The organism is Candidatus Binatia bacterium (genome assembly GCA_029248525.1).
Lineage (GTDB): Bacteria > Desulfobacterota > Binatia > UBA12015 > UBA12015 > UBA12015.
Genome location: JAQWJE010000049.1, coordinates 541,320 through 561,510, shown reverse-complemented (window position 1 = coordinate 561,510; position 20,191 = coordinate 541,320). Strand labels below are relative to the sequence as shown.

Annotated in this window: 16 protein-coding genes; 15 read left to right on the top strand and 1 reads right to left on the bottom strand. The window is 59.6% G+C overall.

What is annotated here, in order from left to right:
* The first annotated feature begins 47 nt into the window (after positions 1-47).
* A complete protein-coding gene (locus P8K07_14985) occupies positions 48-929 on the top strand; it encodes a polysaccharide deacetylase family protein (protein MDG1959826.1) in 882 nt (293 codons plus the stop codon).
* Here P8K07_14985 and recO read toward each other — a convergent pair.
* Complete coding sequence (gene recO, locus P8K07_14980; protein ID MDG1959825.1) at positions 912-1,724, bottom strand: DNA repair protein RecO; 813 nt, start codon at positions 1,722-1,724, stop codon at positions 912-914. The genes P8K07_14985 and recO overlap by 18 nt on opposite strands.
* A gap of 167 nt (positions 1,725-1,891) precedes the next feature.
* Here recO and P8K07_14975 point away from each other — a divergent pair, with 167 nt between their 5' ends.
* The 14 genes from P8K07_14975 (at position 1,892) to P8K07_14910 (ending at position 20,179) form a co-directional block, all read left to right on the top strand.
* Positions 1,892-2,509: a nucleotide exchange factor GrpE gene (locus P8K07_14975; protein ID MDG1959824.1), complete on the top strand. Its 618-nt coding sequence runs from the start codon at positions 1,892-1,894 to the stop codon at positions 2,507-2,509.
* Between the two features lie 149 nt (positions 2,510-2,658).
* The gene (dnaK, locus tag P8K07_14970; protein ID MDG1959823.1) at positions 2,659-4,590 is read left to right on the top strand and encodes a molecular chaperone DnaK; all 1,932 of its coding nucleotides are present in this window, start codon (positions 2,659-2,661) and stop codon (positions 4,588-4,590) included.
* Between the two features lie 68 nt (positions 4,591-4,658).
* Positions 4,659-5,762, top strand: a complete 1,104-nt coding sequence (dnaJ, locus tag P8K07_14965) for a molecular chaperone DnaJ (protein MDG1959822.1) — start codon at positions 4,659-4,661, stop codon at positions 5,760-5,762.
* Complete coding sequence (gene thiL / locus P8K07_14960; protein ID MDG1959821.1) at positions 5,755-6,753, top strand: thiamine-phosphate kinase; 999 nt, start codon at positions 5,755-5,757, stop codon at positions 6,751-6,753. The genes dnaJ and thiL overlap by 8 nt, the downstream gene beginning before the upstream one ends.
* Positions 6,750-7,937 carry a hemolysin family protein gene (locus P8K07_14955; protein MDG1959820.1) on the top strand — a complete coding sequence of 396 codons (1,188 nt, stop codon included), beginning with the start codon at positions 6,750-6,752 and terminating at the stop codon, positions 7,935-7,937. The genes thiL and P8K07_14955 overlap by 4 nt, the downstream gene beginning before the upstream one ends.
* On the top strand, positions 7,934-9,046 hold the full coding sequence (locus P8K07_14950; protein MDG1959819.1) for a hemolysin family protein: 1,113 nt from the start codon (positions 7,934-7,936) through the stop codon (positions 9,044-9,046). The genes P8K07_14955 and P8K07_14950 overlap by 4 nt, the downstream gene beginning before the upstream one ends.
* Positions 9,043-9,816: a nickel pincer cofactor biosynthesis protein LarB gene (larB, locus tag P8K07_14945; GenBank protein MDG1959818.1), complete on the top strand. Its 774-nt coding sequence runs from the start codon at positions 9,043-9,045 to the stop codon at positions 9,814-9,816. Before P8K07_14950 ends, larB begins: the two co-directional genes overlap by 4 nt.
* The gene (locus P8K07_14940) at positions 9,797-11,146 is read left to right on the top strand and encodes an AarF/ABC1/UbiB kinase family protein (GenBank protein ID MDG1959817.1); all 1,350 of its coding nucleotides are present in this window, start codon (positions 9,797-9,799) and stop codon (positions 11,144-11,146) included. The genes larB and P8K07_14940 overlap by 20 nt, the downstream gene beginning before the upstream one ends.
* Before the next feature lie 33 nt (positions 11,147-11,179).
* Positions 11,180-12,442, top strand: coding sequence for a nickel pincer cofactor biosynthesis protein LarC (gene larC / locus P8K07_14935; GenBank protein MDG1959816.1), 1,263 nt, complete (start codon positions 11,180-11,182; stop codon positions 12,440-12,442).
* A gap of 85 nt (positions 12,443-12,527) precedes the next feature.
* Complete coding sequence (locus tag P8K07_14930; GenBank protein MDG1959815.1) at positions 12,528-14,267, top strand: tetratricopeptide repeat protein; 1,740 nt, start codon at positions 12,528-12,530, stop codon at positions 14,265-14,267.
* Between the two features lie 94 nt (positions 14,268-14,361).
* The gene (locus tag P8K07_14925) at positions 14,362-15,126 is read left to right on the top strand and encodes a DUF4292 domain-containing protein (protein MDG1959814.1); all 765 of its coding nucleotides are present in this window, start codon (positions 14,362-14,364) and stop codon (positions 15,124-15,126) included.
* On the top strand, positions 15,123-16,832 hold the full coding sequence (locus tag P8K07_14920; protein MDG1959813.1) for an ABC transporter substrate-binding protein: 1,710 nt from the start codon (positions 15,123-15,125) through the stop codon (positions 16,830-16,832). The genes P8K07_14925 and P8K07_14920 overlap by 4 nt, the downstream gene beginning before the upstream one ends.
* 18 nt (positions 16,833-16,850) lie before the next feature.
* Positions 16,851-17,963, top strand: a complete 1,113-nt coding sequence (locus tag P8K07_14915) for a metallophosphoesterase (protein ID MDG1959812.1) — start codon at positions 16,851-16,853, stop codon at positions 17,961-17,963.
* Positions 17,960-20,179 carry an AAA family ATPase gene (locus tag P8K07_14910; protein ID MDG1959811.1) on the top strand — a complete coding sequence of 740 codons (2,220 nt, stop codon included), beginning with the start codon at positions 17,960-17,962 and terminating at the stop codon, positions 20,177-20,179. The genes P8K07_14915 and P8K07_14910 overlap by 4 nt, the downstream gene beginning before the upstream one ends.
* The last annotated feature ends 12 nt before the right edge of the window (positions 20,180-20,191 follow it).

Below are 20,191 nucleotides of genomic sequence, written 5' to 3'. Positions count from 1 at the left end.
GACCGACCCGCTCCCCCGGGTCGGCCGAAGTCTGCTAGTAAATGCCCATGAATCCGGTTCGTAACGCTCTCACCATCGATGTGGAGGACTGGTACCATGATGAATCTCGTGGCTCCGGCCCCGCGACCGACGCGGAAATTGCCCTGCACGGCCCACGAGTCGAGGAAAACCTCCGGAGAATGCTGGAGATTCTCGAGGAGACCGACACGCGGGCCACACTCTTCTGCCTCGCCTCTCTGGCCGGAAAACATCCGGAATTACTGCGCGAAGCGCACGCACGCGGGCATGAAATTGCCTCCCACGGCACGCGACATCTTCCTCTTGGCGACCGGAAACCCGACGAGGTCCGCGAAGACCTTCGCCGGTCGCGGGAAACCCTCGAGAACCTTGTCGGCAGTCCGGTAGCCGGTTTTCGGGCACCGTTTTTCCTCCGCGAAGCAGCGGACCTATGGGCGCTGGATTGTGTCGCCGAGGCAGGCTTCCAATGGGACTCCAGCTGGCTTCCGCTGCGTTACCAACCAGCAGCAGCCGAGTATATCACCCCCGAAGGTCTGCCCGGGCGCCTCGCGTCGGGCCTTTGGGAGTTTCCACTGCCCCTGTCTCAACTCCCGACAGGGCATACTCTTCCTCTGGCCGGCGGCGGTTTCACCCTCCGGGCACTTCCCTTCGCAGTAACCGCGCACTTTCTGCAACGATATAACCGAGAATCCGGGCCGGCGATTGTCTACACCCATCCTTGGGAAATCGACCCGAAATCCCCCAAACTGCCCGGAACTCCGGGCTATATTCGATTCTTCAATCGGCTGGGCCGGCAAAAAATGTCGAGCAAATTGAAGCGGCTCTGCGAGCAATTTTCCCTGACCACGATCCGGGACGCCCACGCCGACAAACTGGGTCCTGGCTCGGGCCCGTCAGATACCGCTCATTAGATCGAGGGAGCGCAGGGGCGAGCGCAAATGGGGTTCGATCAGCGCCGCGACCGCCAGCCGGAGCTCACTGGCGACACGGTGCCGGGCCGAGTCGATCTCCAAATGTTCGTCCACCGAAAAAAGCGAGGTTCCGCAGAAGGTATCCCGTGTTTCGTTCGGTAACCCCACGGCGACCAGGCCCGTCAGGCGGTGCAGGCAATCTACGCTATCGGGTCCGAGAAGAAGGCCCGAGGCCTCCGGACCCGCACACTGGCTGCACAGCAGGCCCCCACCAGCGACGTGCAACCGGGCCCCCCGATCAAACGCCTGAAATTCGCTGGAACAGCCAACGCAAACCGAGAAATCAGGGCCGTAACCGGACACGGCCAGCACGGCCAATTCGAAAATCCGCAGCGTCGCAGCGCAGGGCTCTGCCCGTTCCAGACGCTCCAGCGCCGCCACCACGACATCATAGAGGTCACTACCAACCTCGCGTTCCGCGGACATTTTATCAGCAACTTCGACGATATGAGTCGCCGCGACATAGCGCTCGAGAGAAGAGACCAATCCGCTCCAGGGACGCAGAATCACGGCGCGTTCGAGAAATGCGAGGTCGGAACCCCGGCGCTCCCGGTAATCGAGGCGAATGTGGCAAAAGAGCTCGAGTGCGGCACCAAAGCGTTTCCGTGAGCGCTTCGCTCCCTTGGCGATACCAGTGATCTTTCCCGCATCTTGCGACAAAAGCGTCACGATTTTATCCGATTCGCCGAAGGGAATTGTCCGGAGGACAATCGCAGGTGAGGTGGAACCGCGCACTCGCCGAGTCTATCACGCATCCCCGCTCGGACCGAGGCTTCGCATTTGGCTTGATCCGCCCCGCCGCGTTGACAGACGCTGATGCCGTGCTTAGGTTTTCGCCGTGCGCGCGACCTGAATTGACATGGGAATCCCCTGACGGGCCCCCTTTCCGAGGCACCCTCTCGATGAGCGATATTGAAAAAGAATCTGAAAAACACGAGGAAAATCAAGATTTACCGGAAGGCCTCGATGGCCAGGCCCCGACCGAAATCGCACAGCCCGAGACTCTCGAAGAGGCGCTCGCGTTGATCAGTGAGCTGCGCCAGTCTCTCGCCGAAAAAACCGACGCCGTTGCCGTGGCCCGAGATGAACATTTGCGGGACCGCGCCGAAGTCGAAAATTTCAAAAAGCGCATGCTCCGGGACAAGACCGAATCCCTGCGCTTCGCAGCCGAAGGGCTGCTCCGGGACCTTTTGAGCAGCGTGGACAACCTCGAAAGGGCTGCCAGCGCAGCAGAAGAGGGGTCCGCCCTGCAAGGCCTGCAGGAAGGCGTCACAATGGTCCTGACCGGGCTCAAAAGCACGCTCGAACGCCACGGAGTGACACGCCTCGAGTCAGTCGGACGGCCGTTTGATCCGGCGGAACACGAGGCTCTGGCCCAAATCCCCACGACGCAAGAAATGCCGGGGCACGTCATCGATGAGCATCTTCCCGGCTACCGGCTCCACGACCGGCTCCTCAGAGCTTCTCAGGTGACCGTCGCCCAAGCCCCCACCGCAGAGTCCGAAGCACCGAGAAAATAGGTCACTTGGACCTTGTCGCCCGGGAAATCGTGCTTATCTTTCCGGGGAACCACCAAAAATCCAAAATTTAGAGTCGATCGTCGTCTTTTGCGTCCCTGATGCCGTTTGAGAGGACCTTATCGACTCCGCAATAAGGGGAATTATCCAAAATGGGCAAGGTCATTGGTATCGATCTGGGAACCACCAACTCTTGTGTCGCGGTCGTCGAAGGCGGCGACCCTCAGGTCATCACGAACTCCGAAGGCGCACGAACCACTCCGTCCACCGTCGCTTTCGCGGAAAATGGCGAGCGACTGACTGGCCAGGTCGCCCGTCGACAGGCCGTCACCAACCCGGAGAATACAGTCTTCGCGATCAAGAGATTGATCGGGCGACGCTTTGATGACTCCGATGTTCAGGCCGCCAGCGCCCTGCTCCCCTACAAGGTCGTCCGAAGCGATAACGGCGACGCGTGGGTCGAAAGCCGCGGAACGAGTTACAACCCCGCCGAAATTTCGGCATTTATTCTCCAAAAAATGAAGCAGACCGCTGAAGACTATCTCGGCGAAGAAGTCACCGAGGCCGTCGTTACGGTGCCGGCGTATTTCAATGACAGTCAGCGTCAGGCGACCAAGGATGCCGGCAAGATCGCCGGTTTGGAGGTCAAACGTATCATCAACGAGCCCACGGCCGCTGCCTTGGCCTATGGTCTCGACAAGAAGGCGGACGAAAAGATCGCCGTTTTCGATCTCGGCGGCGGCACCTTCGATATCTCGATTCTCGAAGTCGGCGATGGCGTGTTCGAGGTTAAATCGACCCACGGTGACACCTTTCTCGGTGGAGAAGATTTCGACCAACGCATCATCGACTACCTGGCCGAGGAATTCCAGAAAGATCAGGGCATCGATCTGCGGCAGGACCGCATGGCTCTGCAGCGTCTGAAGGAAGCGGCCGAAAAAGCCAAGATCGAACTCTCGAGCTCTTCCGAGACGGATATCAACCTTCCCTTCGTTACGGCGGATGCCTCGGGCCCGAAGCACCTTAATCTGAAACTCTCCCGGGCCAAACTCGAAGCGCTCTGCTCGGACCTCCTCGACCGCCTCGACGCCCCGTGCATTACCGCGCTCAAGGATGCCGGCTTGTCCACCTCCGACATCGACGAAGTCGTCCTCGTGGGCGGCATGATCCGGATGCCGGCGGTTCAGGAGCGCGTCCGCAAGCTCTTCGGCAAGGAGCCCCATAAGGGAGTGAACCCGGATGAAGTTGTCGCGGTCGGCGCGGCCATCCAGGGCGGTGTCCTGCAAGGAGACGTCAAGGATGTACTCCTTCTTGATGTGACGCCTTTGTCGCTGGGGATCGAAACTCTGGGCGGCGTCTGCACCCGACTGATCGAGAAGAACACCACCATCCCGACCAAGAAAGGCCAAACTTTCTCGACCGCCTCGGATAACCAGACGGCCGTGACGATTCGAGTCTTTCAGGGCGAACGCGAGATGGCGGAGCACAATAAATTGCTCGGCCAATTCGATCTCGTCGGCATTCCCGCAGCTCCTCGTGGATTGCCCCAGATCGAGGTTTCGTTCGATATTGATGCTAACGGCATCGTCGCGGTCAGCGCCAAGGATCTCGGAACCGGGAAGGAACAATCCATTCAAATCACCGCTTCATCGGGTCTCTCGGAAGAAGAAATCCAGAAGATGGTTGATGATGCCGAGACCCACGCCGAAGAAGATCAAAAGCGGCGTGCATCGATCGAGGCACGGAACCAGCTCGATTCGCTGATCTACCAGACCGAGAAATCACTGGCCGACAATGGCGAGTCTCTGGCGGATGAAGACAAGGCCGCAATCGAAACGGCCATCGCCGATGCCAAGAAGGTTCAGGAAGATACGGACGCCGACGCCGACGCACTGCAGGCCGCAGCCGCAACACTGACCCAATCGGCTCATAAATTGGCCGAGGCAATATATGCCAAGACGGCCGCGGAGGCTGGCGAGGCTGGTCCCGACATGAATGGGGCCGGGGGCGAATCAGGAGATTCGACGCAACCGCCTGAAGACGAAGATGTCGTCGACGCCGACTTCGAAGAAGTCAAAAACTAACCAAATCTCTTGTGGAAAGGGGCGCGACTTCGGTCGTGCCCCTTCTTGCTGGAGGATCGGGAGCGAGCGTGGCCTCCAAGATTGATTACTACGAAGTACTCGGCATCGAACGAACGGCCGACGGCGAAACGATCAAAAAATCGTTTCGGAAACTCGCTCTGAAGTACCACCCGGATCGAAATCCGGATAATCCGCAGGCAGAAGCCAAATTTCGCGAGGCCTCGGAAGCCTACCAGATCCTGTCGGACGACGATCAGCGCGCGCAATACGATCGATTTGGTCACGCGGCGTTCGAAGGTGGCGGCTCCGGATTCGGATTCAATTCCGAAGGATTTGAGGACATCTTTGGCGATATCTTCGGTGACTTCTTCGGCGGCGGTTCACGTCGCGGCGGGCGCCGGCGCCGGGGCGACGACCTCAGCTATTCCCTCGAGATCTCCTTTGAGGAAGCCTGCTTCGGTGTCGAGAAAAAGATCGACATCCCGCGGCATATCAATTGCCAGACATGCGATGGAACCGGCGGGAAAGACGGCGCGAAGCCGGTCAATTGCAGGACATGTCGGGGAGCCGGGCAGGTTCGCTTCCAACAGGGATTCTTCTCGGTCGCCAAGACCTGCTCGACCTGCAACGGCCGGGGAAGCGTTGTCGAGAACCCATGCGACCCGTGCCGGGGATCAGGTCAGGTTCGCAAACAGCAATCACTGGATGTCAAAATCCCGGGCGGCGTTGACCATGGAACCCGCCTGAAGCTGCGCGGCGAAGGCGAGCCCGGCCCAGGTGGCGCGGCCGGTGATCTATTTGTCGTCGTTCAGGTCAAGGAACACGATCTTTTCCGACGCGAAGGCAATGACGTTCTTTGCGAGGTCACAATCACCTTCCCGCAAGCTTCGCTGGGAACCGAGCTTGAAGTCCCGACCATCGAAGGATCGGTGACGATGAAAATCAAGGAAGGCACGCAGTCGGGAAGCGTCTTCCGACTGCGTGGCCGTGGGGTTACAGACCTGCACGGTTACGGCCGCGGCGACCAACTGGTTCGCGTGATTGTCGAAACACCTCGCCGGCTCGACGAACGTCAGCGCGAATTGCTGGCCGAACTCGCTGATACTTTCGGCGAGGAAGTTCATCCGCAACACAAAAGCTTTTTCGACAAGGTTCGCGAACGATTTGCCTGACGGGGACTCTATAGCCGAAGGCCGAGAGCACGCCTTCCTGAAAAATCTCTGCGATCGTCTTCAAGCGGAGACCCCGCTCTCTGCGGGAGAAATCGGACCGGGAGATGATGGCGCGGTTTTCGCTCCGCAGGACGGCTCGATGGTCGCCACCACCGATGCGTTGGTGGAGAACGTGCATTTCCGCTCGGGTTGGGTCTCCCCTGAAGAATTGGGATGCCGGGCGGTGGCCGCTAATCTCAGCGACCTCGCCGCGATGGGCGCGACCCCCACGCGCATCCTGCTCTCACTGATTCTCCCGGAGACCATCTCAGAGACGACCACCGAGGCCTTGACCATGGCGGTCGCGCACGAGGCACGCAATCAGGGAGCAATCCTTGCTGGGGGTAACCTGAGTCGAGGCGCAGAGCTCTCGATCACCATCACTGCTTTGGGCAGGTTGGACGGGCCCGCCCTGCTGCGATCGGGAGCGTCTCCCGACGAACTTCTCGTCGTCACGGGCAACCTTGGCGATGCGGCCCTTGCGGTCCACCTATGGGAATCCGGTGAAATTCCCGGGCCCGCACTGCGTGAGAAATTTACCCGCCCCAAACCCCGGCTTCGTGCCGGTCAGGTCCTAGCCCGCGCGGGAGCCACTTCCGCGATCGATATCTCGGATGGTCTCCTCGCTGATCTTGGGCACCTCTGCCGAGCCAGCGGGGTCGGCGCGGTCGTCGAACGCGAGTCGTTGCCGCGTAGCTCGGCCGTAGACAAAAAGGATCAGTCCGGCGCCGATTTCGCGGCCAACGGCGGCGAAGACTACGAACTGCTGGTCACCTTGCCCCGAAGCCTCGACCGCGATCTCGCCAAACTGGCTGGCCAATGCGGGATTGGCCTGAGCGTCATCGGAAGCACCACGGATCAAATCGGTTCGATCTCCCTCATGGATGGCATGGGGGCCCCGCATCGGCCGACCCGCCATGGCTTCGATCACTTCGCGAGAGAAACCTCATGAGCCTCTCCCTCTGGATTCTACCGCTGACGCAGGTAGCAACCGCAGGCCTGGTCGTATTTTCAGCCGCACAGGTCGCACGCGCCGAGAGCGCGCTTCTTCTGAATATTCGCCGAACCCCGGAGCGCGAAGATCCGGCCGCCGTGCGCGACGCCCGCGTCTTTCCTCGCGCGGCCCTGACGGCTCTCTGGCTTTGCCGCGACACGATTCTGGCAGCGGCTGTCGCGGCCGGGTTGCTCCTCACCCCCGGCACAGCCTGGGGTGCCGCTATTCTGGTATTTCTCGCCTGGACCTCATCGATGATCACCCGAAAGCGATCTCAAAAACGTCCGCCACCGATGCAGGGGCGCATTTGGGCACTGGTCGGATTGCTCCTCCCGCTAAGCCGCACCCTCCGCGTCATGGGACAAGACGCTGCGCGCAGCCAAACCACCGGTGAAGACGGGAACTATGCCGAGGACGAAGAAACCGTTGCCTGGGCACACGAGCTTGAGCCCGACGAGCGCGATCTTCTCGCCAATGTCCGGTCCTTCGGTAGCCGCTCCGTCCATGAAGTCATGACACCGCGGGTCGATATCTTCTCGCTGCCCATCGATATCTCGGCAGATGATTTGATCGCCAAAGTCGACGAAGCGCGTTTTGCACGGATCCCGATCCGTCGCGACAATGACGAAGAGATCGCAGGGATCCTCTATGTAAAGGATTTACTCGGACGAAAGCTGGAAAATGATTTCGATCTCGAATCATTTTTGCACCCAGTCGAAATCGTGGCACCGGATACTCAAGTCGATACGGCCTTTCGCGAATTCAAGCGCCGGAAAACTCATCTCGCAATGGTCTTCGATGATCTTGGGAGTCTGATCGGGCTGGTTACAATGGAGGATCTTCTCGAAGAACTCTTCGGCGAGATTCGCGACGAAGGTGACGATCAGGAAATCCCCGACTACATCCGATCCGGGCACAACCTCCTCGTCTCTGGCCGGCTCCCGATTCAGGAGTTGGCGGAATTGATCGACAGGCCGATTGAATCCGATGGCTCGGCCAGCACGGTAGGCGGGCTGCTGATGGCAGAACTTGGTCGAATACCGCGCGTCGCCGAGACGGTCGAAATGGCGCAACTCCGATTCACGGTGGAACGTCGCGAAGGCACCGTCCTGCGGCGTGTCCGTGTGGAGCCTGTCGAATGAACATGATGCTGTGGATCTCTGCCTCGCTTGTGCTCGGCGGCTTCATCGCTCGAACTCTTGCGGTCTCCAAGGAGACCGCCTGCCTGCGTGGCCCGCGAACCGAATCGTGGAACGACATCCTTCAGGGTTCTTTCCTGATTGCCGAGGTTGCGACCGCCTCCGTCGCTTTGGGACTGGGTCTCCTCGCCTTTACGGCACTGGGGTCTACTGGTTTGATCATCACGATCCTGATGACACCGCTGACCCTCTTGATCGGCGATGGCCTCCCCCGTGCATTTACCCGCGACGGCCTGCAGGGAGATCAAATCTTCCGCGCCCTCGGTGCCTGGACGGGAGGTGCCCGTGAGCCGGATGGCCCTGCATGGAGCCGTTCCCAAATGTCCACCCTCCTCGCCAAGGACGCCTCCGAAGATGTTGGCGAAGAACGACAAATGATCCGTCGGGTCTTCGACTTCGCTGATGTTCAGGTCAAGGATGTGATGGTGCCCCTGGTCGATATCACGGCGCTACGCGAAGATTCTTCTGTGGCGCAGGCGATTCGTGTAGTGAAGCACCAAGGTCTTTCCCGGCTGCCCATCTTCCATGAGCGGATGCCAAATATCACCGGAATGATTCACGCATTCGACCTTCTCACCGCGCAGAACCAGCAGCGGGTGAAGGAGATCATGAAGCCCGTGACATTTGTTCCGGACATGATTCTGGCCAACGACGTTCTACGACGCATGCAAGCCGAGGGAGTGAATCTCGCGGTCGTGATCGACGAATATGGCGGCGCCGTCGGCATCGTGGCGATGGAAGATCTCCTCGAAGAAGTCGTCGGCGAAATCGCTGACGAGTATGATCGCGAAAACGACCCCGTACAGGTTCAAACGAATGGCACCTGCCGCGTTCGAGCCAGGGCCGAAGTCAAGGAATTGAACGAACGTTTTCCATGGCGGCTACCCGAAGGGGATTATGAAACTCTGGGCGGTCTCTTGCTGAATCACTTCGAGCGGGTGCCATCGGTCGACGAGATCTGCGAACTCCCTTATGCAAGACTTCGTATTCTGAAAACGCGCGATCGATCTATCGAGGAGATTGAGGTCGAGAGCAAAGGAGTCGAAACGTGAGCCCGCAAAAACTACAAGCGCTTCTCGAGGACGTGCGCGACGGCAAACTCGATCCCGCCGAGGCGCTCCAGAACTTGAAATCTCTCCCCTTCGAAGACCTCGAGTTTGCTCGCGTCGACCACCACCGTGCTCTTCGCACAGGGGCTCCCGAAGTCATCTTCGGCGAGGGCAAGACCCCTGAACAAATTGTGGCAATCTCGAAGAGCCTGCACGCGACGAAGCAGAACGTCCTCGTCACCCGGATCTCCGACGAAGCTGCGCGAGCTGTTCAGGAGGAAATTCCCGAGGCGGAGTTTTTGCCAACACCGAGAATCGTGCGCATCCAGAACTACCGGCCGGACCCAGCCCCCATCGGAAAGATCCTCGTCATGGCCGCCGGCACCACAGATCTCCCGGTTGCCGAGGAAGCCATCGCAACACTCGAAGTCCTCGGGCACCCTGTCGAGCGCCTCTTCGATGTCGGTGTCGCCGGCCTGCACCGTCTCCTCGCATCCCACCAAACAATTGCCGATGCCAATGTCCTGATTGTCGCCGCCGGCATGGAGGGAGCGCTGCCCAGCGTAGTTGCGGGACTGGTCGAGCGTCCCGTAATCGGCGTGCCTACAAGCGTGGGTTATGGCGCCGCCATGAACGGGCTCACCGCTCTGTTCGGCATGCTGACTTCTTGCGCGGCCGGGATCAGTGTCGTCAATATCGACAACGGGTTCGGGGCAGCAATGGCAGCCGCCCAGATTAATACACCGAGGAACGATGGCCACACGGAAGGATAAAGCCGGACTCACGACGGGAAGAGCCCGCCGTGCGCTCAAAATGGGCACGATGACGACACAGGTCAGTGGCAACTACCTCGTGAATGCTCTCAAACGCCCTTTCCAGAGCGGCGACGAACGCGCCGAGGGAATCCTCGACACCCATCTGCGGAATGCGATGCTGATCGTCGAAGGCTCTCAGGAACTCCGCGGCACCTTCCTCAAGCTGATGCAGATGCTCAGCATGAGAAACGATATCCTCCCGACAGAAGTCCTTGAGGTTTTGTCAGTTGTACAGTCCGATGTTCCTCCCATGCCATTCGACATGATTCGCGAACGCGTCGAAGCGGAATTGGGCGGGAAGATCGACGATCTTTTTGGATCCTTCGAAGCTGAGGCCTTCGCCGCTGCCTCGCTCGGTCAAGTTCATCGAGGCACTCTCACCGACGGCACCCCGATCGTCGTGAAAGTGCAGTATCCGGGAGTGGAAAAGACTGTCGAGCAGGATCTGCGCAACCTCAAGACTTTGTTGCACACCTTCACCATGATCGGCCGTGACCTTTTTCGGCAACCCATCGATGCCGACGCTCTTCATCAGGAAATGGAAGAGCGCCTTGGCGAAGAACTCGACTACGAAAACGAGGCCCGAAACACCGACTGGTTTGCGGAGATGTTTGCTGACGATGACGAGATTCTGATTCCGCAGGTCTTCCACGAACTCTCCTCGCGCCGCGTTCTCACCCTAAGCTATATCGACGGCTACAAATTGGCCGACATCATGAAGCCGGGCATTGATCAGGACATCAAGGATTGGGTGGCCATCAAGTTTCAGCAGACGCTATGGCAGCAAATTCTCGAGTTCGGCGTCATCCATACCGACCCTCATCCCGGAAATTATCTGATCACCTATCATCCGCATATGGGCATCCTCGACTTTGGGTCAATCCGGGTGCTGGAAGAAGAGACCCGGCAAAGCTACGTCCGGCTTGCTCGCGGGATTCTGGATAATCGCCGTGATGAAAAGATTGCCGCCCTCGTTGCACTGGGCTACCTCGAGGCCTCCGACGACCCCACCTCAACGATCGAGGTTGTTGATTTGATCTTTGAACCCGCGACCCTCGACCGAGAGTACGATCCTCAGGAATACGGCTCCATCTCCCGAGCCATGAAGTCAGCCCAGCTGAGAATCGAGAGCGGCGTGTTCCGGTCTCCCCCGCCGCATAGCGTTTTTCTCGGGCGTGCGCTGGTGGGCTTGGACTCCTTCATCCAGATCCTAGGTACGCGAGCCAATTTCCACCGCCTCTTTCTCGAAGCTGTCGAACGCGCCGAGAGCCTCAGCGAGTTGGACTAGCGTCATGGGGCCGATCGTTGGTAGGTCGTCATCATGAGGATTGCTTACTTCGATGCCTTTTCCGGAATCGCAGGCGACATGGTGCTCGGGAGCCTGCTGGATCTCGGCTTGCCGCCGAGCGTCCTTGACGAACAGATCCAGAAGCTCGAAATGCCCGGCGTGGAAGTTCGGTGCCGCGAGGTTCATAAGAACGGAATTCGCGCCACGAAAGCAGACGTCTGGATTGGCGATCAAAAAGAAGAGCCTGGCACAGACCGTGGCGCGCATTCACATTCTCATGAGCATGCGCATACCAACCACCATTCCTATCGGGAGATTCACGAGCGCATCGTCGCGGCCAATCTGGGAGAGCAGACCACCGAGTATGCAACCCGCATCTTTCGTGCGCTCGCGGTGGCCGAGAGTCGCGTCCATGGCAAGGAACTCGACGATGTTCATTTTCATGAAGTCGGCGCATTTGATGCGATCGTGGACATCGTCGGCGTCTCTGCCGGGCTGGTTCACTTTGGTTTCGAGAAAATCTTCGTATCCCCGGTACCAGCGGGAAGCGGCTTCGTCCGGACCGACCATGGCCGGATGCCCGTTCCCGCACCTGCGACACTCGAACTCCTGCGAGGCCACCCGACGGTTCCCGGGGATGGAAATCATGAAATGGTGACGCCGACGGGAGCCGCCATCATTCAGGCGCTTGCTGAAACCACGCCGGCCCCACCCCTGTGCCCTCTGGAAATCGGCTACGGTGCGGGCGACCTGGATTTCAAAGATCGGCCGAACCTGCTCCGGCTGGTCGTTGCCGAAACGTCTCCCCCCTCTCAGCCGCTGGCACTGCCCCCTGACGATGGATCGCTGCAAACCGATCAGGTCCTGGTTCTCGAGGCCAATATCGACGATATGAATCCAGAATTTTTCGAGGCGGCGATGGCGAACCTCTTTGCCGCAGGCGCCCTCGATGTCACCCTCCAGCCGCAAACCATGAAACGAGGGCGCCCGGGTACCTGCATCACGGTTCTGGCGCCACCCCGACTGCAGGAAAGGCTGGAAACCATCCTTCTCAGCGAAACCTCGACCATCGGGGTCCGAAGCTGGATGGCGGCCCGCAAAATCCTGCCCCGCAGGCAGATCCATGTGGCAACAAGCTTTGGCACGATCGAAGCGAAAGTCGTGACGCTGCCGGGCGGTGAGCAGAGGGTCACCCCGGAGTATGCGGACTGTCAGCGCATTGCGGCGGAAAAAAAGATTCCCGTGAGCCGGATCTATGCAGCAGCCCTTCAGGCGGCACTGGATCAGGAAGGCTGAAACGCCCTCTTTTGTCACAAATTCGACCCTGCGATCGACAAGAATCTCTTATTCCGCAGCGACCTTCATGCTAAGTTGAAATACGGTGAAGATCGTCCAATCCATACCGGCCCTCTTTTTGATTGTGGCCCTCTCTGCCTGCAGCGCTCACCGCGGACTGCCGGGCTCGTCACCCTCGTGGGGGCCTGTAGATCTCCAACTCTCACCACAGGAAGAAGCTCTCGGCGAATTTCTCAAAGGTGAGGTGGCTCTGCGGAATGGAGATACCGATACAGCGCGGCGGGCTTTCGAGAAGGCGTCGACCCTCGACCCCGCAGAACCGCGACTACATGCCCGTCTGGCGCACTTGCTGATTCGCCGCGGAGAACTCGAGAAAGCCCTCCCCCACGCCCAGGCCGCCGTAGCGGGAAATCCCGACGATGAATTCAGCCGCACCCTGCTCGCCGGTGCTCTTGAGGGGATGGGAGCTCACGACGAAGCGGCCGTGCACTATCGCGAAATCATCCGGCGTTCGCCCGAGATCCCCGAGCCCTATCTGATCCTCTCCGCTCTCCACAGAAAAACCGGGAACGAGGAAGCCGCACAACAAACGCTTGAAGCGCTGCTTCTGGCCGACCCCGATTCGATCATGGGTCATTATTATCTGGGCAGGCTCCACGCGGCCGCGGGGCGCCTGCCAGATTCCGAGGATCATTTCCGCGAAGCTCTTCGCAAGAATCCTCGTTCCACAATCGTACTTATCGACCTTGGCTTGGTGGAAGAGATGCAACAGCGCCCTCAGGCCGCCGCCAATATCTATCGGCGCGTCCTTATTCTGGACCCCGAAAACGCGATCGCGCGCGAAAGGCTCGCCGCTCTTCTCATCGATCAGAAAAAGTTCGACGAAGCACTCGAACATTTTCGCGCTCTCGAGCGTATCGAAGATGATCCCACCGAAACTCGAGTTAAAATTGCTCTCGTCTACCTGGATCAAGGGGATTACGACAGGGCCGCCACCGAGCTGGAGCTTGTGCTTCGGGCCTCCCCGGGAAGGCCCGAAGTGCATTATTATCTCGGCATCACATACTCCGAGCTAGGCGAGGTCGACACGGCCCGGGAGAACCTCCGAGCGATCCCGAAGGAAGCGACTATTTTTGCGGATGCGCAGTTGCAACTTGCCTACCTCGCCCAACAGCAAGGCGAAATCGAGGAGGCCGCCATCCATGCCGAGGCCGCTGTAGCCGCGCGGCCCGATGCCCCCGGATTGATGACCTACCGAATTGCCATCGAAAGGGATCGCGGCAATTTGCCGACGGCTATCGCCCTGGCCCAACAACTGAGCGACCAGCATCCCGAAAACGACCGCTATCAATTTACCCTTGGCGCGCTCCTCGACGCTTCCGGCGATCGCGACGAGGCCGTGGTCACGATGCGCCGCGCCATCGCGCTGAACCCGCGAAATTCCGAAGCATTGAACTATCTCGGCTATACCTTTGCCGAGCAGGGGATCCATCTCGAAGAAGCTGAGTCCCTGATCTTGCGAGCACTCGCAGTCCAGCCCGAAGATGGTTTCTATCTCGACAGCCTGGGTTGGGTCTACTTCCAACAGGGCCGGTACGCTCGTGCCGTAGAAAAGCTGGAACTCGCTGTGGAGCTGACCGGGAATGACCCCACGATTCAGGAGCACCTCGGCGATGCCTATCGACGAATGGGCCGAGAGGCCGAAGCGAGGCGCATCTATCAGACAGCCGGCGATAGTGCCCCGTCCGAGCAACAGAGGCTGCGGATTCAAGACAAGCTTCGCACCAATGAGAGTGCCAATCGATCCCAAGATCAAAACCTCTGAGTGGCCAACCGTGCGACGACTTGCCTTAATTTTTCCTCTGATCTGCGCCCTCGGATGCAGTGCCGCGAGCATCCGGCCAACCACGGACTCCGGAGTGGCGGGCTCCTTTTCGGGAATCGCGACCAGCGATCTGATCGAAGCGCTCCGCGTGGCGGAGAAGGATTTACGCAGCATCGATGCTCTGGGAAAAGTCCGGATCGCGACTCCCGAGAACCGGCTTCGTGCATCGCAGGTGGTTATGGCGCGAGCCCCGGACGCCTTCCGTATCGAGGTCCTCGCGCCCTTCGGCATCAGCTACGCCGTCGCCACCGACGGAGAAACTCTCGCAGCGCTCTCGACGCAAGAAAATATCCTGTTTCGCGGTCCTCCCGACGAGCAAACCATCGCCGAAGTCATCGGAATCGCGCTATCCCCGCGGGACATGACCAGCCTTCTTCTCGGACGACCTCCAGTTCGTGCGGAAACATTGGCAAGTTCCTGGACATCCAACCGCCCCCTCGGCGATGCACCGCCGGGCGCGGACAGCCCGCTGGTTTTTCTCCACGCTGCGGATGGGGCGAACACCAGCATCGTGATCGGATTCACTCGAATGAGTCTGCGCCGGGAGCCCAAGATCGTCCCGGTCTCCTTTCAACGAATTGCCCGCAATGGCCAACAACTTCTAAGAGCGACATTTGAGGATTTCACCGAGGTCGACAAAGCCCTCATACCGCAACGTATTCGTATTCATGCCGCGGCCACAGATGCCGTCATCGAGTATTCGGAAGTCCAAGCCAACAAGCTACTGCCCCGGGCGACATTTCTGATTCCTACCCCTCCGGGCGCCACCGAAGAGTCTCTCCGCCCGAGCCCGCGATGAGGTGGCCCAAGGCCCTTGCTGCAATTTGCGCAAGCCTCGTTCTTCTCGGAAGCTGCGAATGGCTCTCGACCGAAAGGGCCGCCCGCGAGCGTTCCAACGAAATCCTCGCCCACTCTATTTTCAGCGACCCCAAGACTTTCAATCCGGTTCTGGTGACCGATGATACTTCCCGGCAAGCGCTCGCGCCGATTTTCGAAGGTTTGGTGCGCATCGATCCCAAAACGACACGCCCGGCGCCCGCTCTGGCCCGAACGTGGCGATCGATGGATGAGGGGCGGGTCTGGGTCTTCGAATTACGCCAGGATGTTGTCTGGCATGACGGGCGGCCCTTCACCTCCGCGGACGTCGTCTTCACGTTTGAAACGATCTTCAATGACGCTGTTCCCAATAGCGCGCGCTACTCGCTGACCGTCGCCGGGGAGCCCATTCGGGTGAAAAGCGATGGCCCCCATCGCGTCAGGTTTGAGATGAGCCAGGCGTTTGCTCCTTTTCTCTATGCCATGGATGTATGGATTCTACCCGCGCATCTCCTGCGAGCGAGCCTCGACGAGGGTGAGTTTACCCGCAAATGGGGCATCGACACCGCGCCGGAGAAAATCGTAGGCACCGGCCCTTACCGGATGACCCGCTATGTTGCCTCGCAAGTCATGGAATTCAGCCGCAATGACAACTACTGGGAGCGCACCCCCGAGGGCGCCCCGCTGCCATTCCTGGCCAAGCGAGCCACGCTGATCGTCCCCGAGCAGAACACCATCGCCCTGCGCTTCCTTGCCGGGCAAACTCATTATTATGAGCCGCGACCGGAGGAAATTCCCAATCTCGAGGATCGGGCCGACGAATTGGAGATTCATGTAAATGAGATCGGGATCGACACGGGTAATCAATTTGTTGTTTTCAATCGAAACCCGAACCATTGGAACGAGCTGGGCGCCGATGGTCGACCTGACCCGAAACTGGAGTGGTTCTCGGACCGAGACTTCCTCCGAGCGCTCGCACACGCAGTCGACAAACCCGGTATGGTCAATACCGTCTATTACGGATTTGGGGTCCCCTCGGTCGCGAACATCTCGCCGTCGAATCATATCTTTCACAACCCGAATCTCGAAGATTACCAATACGATCTTGAGCTCTCGCGGCGCCTTCTGGAAACCTCTGGATATATTGACCGAGATGGCGACGGAATTCGCGAAGATCGTCATGGGAATCCGATTGTTTTCGGGCTGACGACCAATGCGGGAAACACCCTTCGAGAGCGTCTTTGCTCAATCCTGCTGCAGGACTGGCAATCGCTGGGTCTGAAAATTCACTACCGTCCACAGACTTTTCAGTCGCTCGTCGAGCGACTGAATGTGACCCACGACTGGGATGTGGTCATGATCGGATTCACCGGCAGTCTGGACCCCAACAACGGCGCAAACTTCCTGCGTTCGAGCGGAAATCTCCATATTTGGAATCCTGCCCAGAAGACCCCGGCCACACCGTGGGAGGCCGAAATCGACGATCTGCTCGATCAAGGCGCTGCCGAGCTTGATTTGGAAAAAAGAAAGCTTTTCTATTGGCGAATCCAGACCATAATCCATAGGGAACTTCCTTTCATCGGTTTGGTTCGCCAACGAAAAGCCTTCGCCTGGTCCCGAGATCTCGAGAATTTCAATCCGCTGGTCTGGGGGCTCTGGAAACCGAATCAAATCGACATCAACCCCTGAGCGAGTTATTCCGAAAAAATGCCCCGCATCCGCGTGCTCCAAACCTCGGACCTTCAAATGAGTCCCGATCGACCCGAAAGCCTTCGGGCGCTCGATCTGATCCTGGCCACGGCCCGCGAACGCGCCGCCGATATGGTGATTATTGCCGGCGATCTGATCGATCGAAACGCAGATCCCTCCCTGATGGCCCCGATCATTCGGAGCGCTCTGGAAAGATCCGCACCCCTGCCCGTCGTCATTCTACCCGGCCACGACGATCACGCCGCCTTTGATGAAACCACCGACCTGGGGGCCAATGCCGTCCGACTGCACCAAATGCCTGTCCATAAGGCGACTGTCTGTGGCCTGGATATTGTCGGTGTGCCCTGGCAACGCGGTCGCACACTTGCCGAATGCCTGATCGGCGTCGCCATGGATCCCCGCCATACGGTACTGGTCGCTCATGCCACTCTCGCTACCGGGTTGACCAATGCATTTTGTGGAGAAGGCGCCGAAGGCGCCTTCATGCCAGCCTTTGCGGACGACCTTTTCCGTCGATGCACCTATGCCGCCCTCGGTCATGTCCATGCCGGCGAGAACCTGATCTATCGAGAAGGAGAGCGACTGGTCGCCTATTCAGGATCGCCGATCGCACACAGCCCCCGAGAGTTGGGCCAACGTGGCGTTCTCCTTGTCGATTTCGAGAGCTCGATCGGCGTCGTCGATCATACCTTCGTGCCTCTGCCCACACGGAGCTATGCCCTCGTGGAGGAAAACTGCCTTCCCGGCGAAGAAGCCGCCGCTATCAACAGAATCGTCCGGCGCACGAATGAGTCCCGCATGCCCGGCGTCTGTATTCGGGCACGCCTGAGCGGGATTGCCCTGCTCTCTGCGCCGAGCCTCCGAGCCTCCTTGGAGGATGCGATCCGACAGAACTCCCAAAACAATCTGGACGGGGATGAGCTATCGGAGCCCAACGTCCGGATCGAGGTGGATATCACTGACTTCTCCGGATTGGCCGATATACCGGTAGTGGCTGAATTCATTGAAAAGATGCGCGTCTCGCCGGAGAATCCGCACGGAGCATCCGAAAACGTCCTTCGTGCGGCTTTGGAGATCGGTCTGCACTCTTTCCGCGAGGCTCTGCCGTGAGCGTTCGCATCCAACGCCTGTCGATCCGCAACTTTGGCCCTCTGCGGGACCTCGTCTTGATGCCGGGACCGGTCACCGTCGTCTATGGAAAAAATGAGGCCGGTAAAACCTCGTGCATCGACGCTCTGGTCCGAGCCCTTCGGGACCGCGTGCGACCGGGACAAGAACGGCTGATCGAGCAGACCCGCGAGGGACCGGGATTCCAGGGTGAAATCGATCTCCTGCTGGACCCGGAAGACGGCGGCAGCGTTCTCGAACTCCTGCGGGAGCACCCTTCGTTGGCTCGACTCTTTATCGTCAGGGATGCCGACCCCTCCCTGCAGACCGGTCGTTCGTGGCTCAATTCTATCCGCGACCGCCTCGTCGGCATCGACCTCGTTTGGATCTCCGAGCTTATTCGCAAACGAGCCGGGCTCACGCGCAACGGCACCCTGCGAGACGCGAGAGCGGATGAACGACAGCGGTTGACCGAGAGGGTCGCTCGCATCGAGGCCTTTCTGGAAGATTTACCCGGAGTCGGCAAATTACAGGAAGAGATCCATCAAATAGAGCTGCAGCGAACGGCCTCCCGGAGCTACGGCGAGAAGCTTCGCGGTGCCGAAAGATTCGAGCGCTTCCGAACAGCAGAGCGAGCCGCAGGAGCCGTTCGCGAGAACGAGCGCCGACTGCGCGAGCTGGAACGCTTCGGGGATGGCGATCTTCGGGAATGGCGCGAGGCTATTGGTTCTCTGCGGGAAGCCGCCGCGATCGCCAAAACTGCCGAAAACGAGTCTTCTCGATTGCGTGGAGAGATCGAGCTTTCTGACGAAGAATCGAAAAAGCGACGCTTGGCACGTGACCGAGGGCTCACCAGAGCAGAAGACATTCAGAATGCCCGGCTCGAAGAAAATCTGGAGGAAGCGCGCACGACGGCTGCCAGTGCCGGGACCTGGGCATTGTGGAAAATTCCGCTCGGCGCCGGTGGCGCCCTCCTTCTGCTTCTTTCCATTGCGTTGATCACGCAGGCGACAAATGCGGCCGGAACGCATGCCGCCTCCATGGGGCTTGCCGCGGGCACAGCCGCTACCTTTGGCCTGATCGCAGCAGGACTCGCGATCACCGCCAGCAGTCGGATTCGTCACGCGGCCGCAGTCAGCGAAGACCTGCTCGCGCGAGCCAGAGCGCACCTCGGCGAAGTCCAATCACTTGCGGATTGCTCGGTACAACTTCAGAAAGCCCTGATTCTGCAAGAGCGCCTCGAGGGCGAACTTGTCGCCGCGAAGTCGGTTACCGATTCCCTCGAGGAAAAGGAACTGGCAGCTCGCAAAATCGAAGACGGCCGCAACCGAACACTCGATGCTGCCCAGCGGCAGATCGCCGAAATTCGCAACCGCGTGAACCTCTCCTCCATCGAGCAACTCGAGGAAAAGACGCGCGAGCGCGGGGAAACCAAGGCCTTGCACATCGAGGCCCAGAGAACGCTCGAGAGCCTTCTTGGCTCGCTTGACGAAACCCAGCCAATCGAAGACCAGCTCGACGGATTACGAGTTGAAGACCCCGGAATCGAGCCCAACCCCCAGAGGCTCGCTGATCTCGAAAGCGAGCTGGAGGGTTTTGATGCCCGCTTGCTCATATTGCGATCCCAACTGACGGAGCGTCGGGATCGATCCCTGGCGGCCATAGGGCTCGACGATATCGGGAAACTGCGTGCGGAACGAAGCCGACTACGCGAAGCCGTCGAGCAGATCGACAACCAAACGCAGGGAGCAAGCCTCGCCCTTCAGGGACTTCGGGAGCTTTCATCGGATATCGACCGCCCGCTGCGCGAGGCACTCGGCGACGGTCCCGAGGCAGCAGGGCGCTATCTCGCCAAACTCACTGGAGGCCGTTATCGCGCGATCGCCCTCGAAGGCGCGCAAGACCTCTCCGTGGAGAGAGACGACGGCTCCCGGTTTCCCGTCGAGGCTCTATCTCGCGGTGCCCGCGACCAACTAGCCCTCGCAATTCGGCTTTCCCTGGTGCGCCGCCTTCTTGGTGAACCCGGGTTTCTGGTTCTCGACGACGCGTTTCTCACCAGCGATGCGGGCAGGCGCGAAGCGCTCACAGCATCGCTTGCCGAACTCGCCTCGGAGGGCTGGCAAATTCTCTACTTCACCTTCGACCCGACCTTGCGCGACCGCCTCGGGCAGCTCGACGCCAAGGTCATCGAACTACCGCCGCCGAACCGGGTCGATTAGACCGCAAGCGAG